The following is a 2,990-nucleotide window of genomic DNA, read 5'->3' on the forward strand; positions in this document are numbered from 1 at the left end:
GTCAGGCCTTCTGGTTCGGGGAGTTTGTTTGCGCGGCATGCGGCGGTCAGGGTGTTGGCCAGCAGGCATGCGATTGTCATGGGGCCGACGCCACCGGGGACGGGGGTGATTGCTCCGGCGCGTTCGGCGGCGCTGGCGTAATCCACGTCTCCAACCAGCTTGTTCTTGCCGTCGCGTTCAATGCGGTTGATGCCCACGTCGATGACCGTGGCGCCTTCCTTGATCCAGTCGCCGGGCACCATCTCGGGGCGGCCCACAGCGGCGACAACGATATCCGCGCGACGGACAACATCGGGCAGATCCTTGGTGCGGCTATGCGCGATGGTCACGGTGCAGCTGTCGCCCAGCAGCAGTTGCGCCATCGGCTTGCCGACGATGTTCGAGCGGCCGATCACAACCGCGTCCATTCCCGACAACGATCCATGATGGTCCCGCAGCATCATCAGGCAGCCCAGTGGGGTACAGGGCACCATCGATTTCTGACCGGTGCCCAGCAGGCCCACATTCGAGATGTGGAACCCGTCGACATCTTTGGCCGGGTCGATCGAATTGATCACCAGATCTTCGTTCAGATGCTTGGGCAGCGGCAGCTGCACCAGAATGCCGTGGACTGCGGGATCGGTATTCAGCTTGTCGATCAATGCCAGCAGGTCTGCCTCGGAGGTGTCCACATCCAGCTTGTGCTCATACGAGTTCATGCCGACCTCGACGGTCATCTTGCCCTTCGAGCGGACATAGACCTGGCTGGCCGGGTCTTCGCCCACCAGAACCACGGCCAGACCAGGGGTGATGCCATTTTCGTCCTTCAGCTTTGCAACCTGATCGGCAACCTGTGCCCGCACCGTTGCTGCAAAGGCCTTACCGTCGATAACCTGCGCTACCATTCTTCGATCCCTTCTTCCCAAAAACGGATCGGGCGCTTGGGGCGCCCGGTCAGTCAGTCGTTGCCGAGCACACGTTCCTCACGCGCAATCGACCAGTCAATCAGAATGCGCCACAGCGTCTCGGCCAGATCGGGGTCCATCCCCGCCGCCTGAGAGCTGGCACGCACCTTTTGCACCACCTCTTCAACACGATCCGGAATACGGGCCGGCAGGCCCTCGCCCGGCTTCAACTCAGACGCGCGATCAATGTAGCTGGCGCGCCTCACCAGCATCTCGATCAGGTGCCGGTCCAGCTGGTCGATCTGAATCCGCAGATCCTGCATCGTTGCGCAGTCTTGCGGCGGTGTCAGAGTGGGCATCGTGATCTCCTCGTGGCCCGGAGCATTCTCCGGATCACGAGATGTCTTATCTGGCGACTTAGAACAAGCCCTCGATCTCACCTGCGTCATTGAGGCAGATGCTTTCGGCCGCCGGTTTGCGCGGCAGGCCCGGCATAGTCATGATCTCACCACAGACCGCCACGATAAATCCGGCACCCGCGCTCAGGCGCACCTCGCGCACCGGAACCGAATGGCCGGTGGGCGCGCCGCGCAACGAGGGATCGGTCGAGAAGGAATACTGCGTCTTGGCCATGCAGACCGGCAGGTTGCCGTAACCGGCTTCTTCCCATTCACGCAGCTGGTTGCGGATCTTGTTGTCGGCCAGAACCTCGTCCGCGCGATAGATGCGCTTGGCGATGGTTTCGATCTTCTCGAACAGCGGCATATTGTCGGGGTAGATCGGCGCAAAGTTCGCTGTGCCCCCTTCGACGATTTCGACCACCTTCTCGGCCAGCGGCGCCGAACCTTCCGACCCCAGCTCCCAGTGACGCGACAGAACCGCTTCGACCCCGTGGTCAGAGCAATAGTCTTTCACGGCTTGCACTTCTGCGTCGGTATCGGTGACGAAGTGGTTGATGCCAACCACAACCGGCACGCCAAAGGATTTGACGTTTTCGATGTGACGACCCAGGTTGGCGCAGCCCGATTTGACCGCGTCGACGTTTTCCGCACCCAGATCAGCCTTGGCCACACCGCCATTCATCTTCATCGCACGCACGGTGGCAACCAGCACCACAGCCGACGGCGCGATACCCGCCTTGCGGCACTTGATGTTCATGAATTTCTCGGCGCCCAGATCGGCCCCAAAGCCCGCTTCGGTCACCACATAGTCAGCCACTTTCAGCGCGGTCTTGGTCGCAATGACCGAGTTACAGCCATGCGCGATGTTGGCAAACGGGCCGCCATGCACAAAGGCCGGGTTGTTTTCCAGCGTCTGCACCAGGTTCGGCTGCATCGCGTCCTTCAGCAGCACCGTCATCGCGCCTTCGGCCTTGATGTCGCGACAGTAAACCGGGGTCTTGTCGCGGCGATAGGCCACGATGATGTCACCCAGACGCTTTTCCAGATCTTTCAGGTCGTTGGCCAGGCACAGGATCGCCATAACCTCAGAGGCCACGGTGATGTCAAAGCCGGTCTCGCGCGGGAAACCGTTCGATACGCCACCCAAGCTGGCCGTGATCTGACGCAGCGCGCGGTCGTTCATGTCGACCACACGACGCCACGCTACACGGCGAATGTCGATCTCGCACTCATTGCCCCAGTAGATGTGGTTGTCGATCATCGCCGACAGCAGTGAATGGGCGCTGGTGATGGCGTGAAAGTCACCGGTGAAGTGCAGGTTCATCTCTTCCATCGGAACAACCTGCGCGTAACCACCACCCGCAGCGCCGCCCTTCATGCCAAAGTTCGGGCCCAGCGAAGCCTCACGGATACAGATCATCGCGTTCTTGCCGATCCGGTTCAGACCGTCACCCAGACCCACAGTCGTCGTCGTCTTACCCTCACCCGCAGGCGTCGGGTTGATCGCCGTCACCAGAATCAGCTTGCCGTCCTCACGGCCCTGAACCGAATTGATGAAGTCCTGGCTCACCTTTGCCTTGTCATGGCCATAGGGCAGAAGATCAGCAGATTCGATGCCGATCTTCGCACCAATCTCCTGAATCGGCTTCTTCTTCGCCTCACGCGCAATTTCGATGTCAGATTTATAGCTCATTGGGTTTCGGTC

General features: G+C 60.6%; 3 protein-coding genes. All 3 read right to left on the minus strand.

Annotated features, from left to right (window positions below):
• Window positions 1-884, minus strand: an 884-nt coding sequence (folD, locus tag AC2FFB_RS19995; RefSeq protein ID WP_271952851.1) for a bifunctional methylenetetrahydrofolate dehydrogenase/methenyltetrahydrofolate cyclohydrolase FolD, incomplete at its 3' end; no start/stop codon positions are given.
• A 53-nt stretch (window positions 885-937) separates the two neighbouring features.
• On the minus strand, window positions 938-1,243 hold the full coding sequence (locus AC2FFB_RS20000; protein WP_142640424.1) for a chorismate mutase: 306 nt from the start codon (window positions 1,241-1,243) through the stop codon (window positions 938-940).
• Between the two features lie 58 nt (window positions 1,244-1,301).
• Window positions 1,302-2,978 carry a formate--tetrahydrofolate ligase gene (locus AC2FFB_RS20005; RefSeq protein WP_281996164.1) on the minus strand — a complete coding sequence of 559 codons (1,677 nt, stop codon included), beginning with the start codon at window positions 2,976-2,978 and terminating at the stop codon, window positions 1,302-1,304.
• Between the last annotated feature and the right edge of the window lie 12 nt (window positions 2,979-2,990).

It is taken from the genome of Ruegeria sp. YTSA219, assembly GCF_059609985.1.

What these genes read in the sequence shown, in the direction of transcription:
- AC2FFB_RS20000 (WP_142640424.1), bottom strand. Translation starts at nt 1,243, where the DNA reads ATGCCCACTCTGACACCGCCGCAAGACTGCGCAACGATGCAGGATCTG.
- AC2FFB_RS20005 (WP_281996164.1), bottom strand. Translation starts at nt 2,978, where the DNA reads ATGAGCTATAAATCTGACATCGAAATTGCGCGTGAGGCGAAGAAGAAG.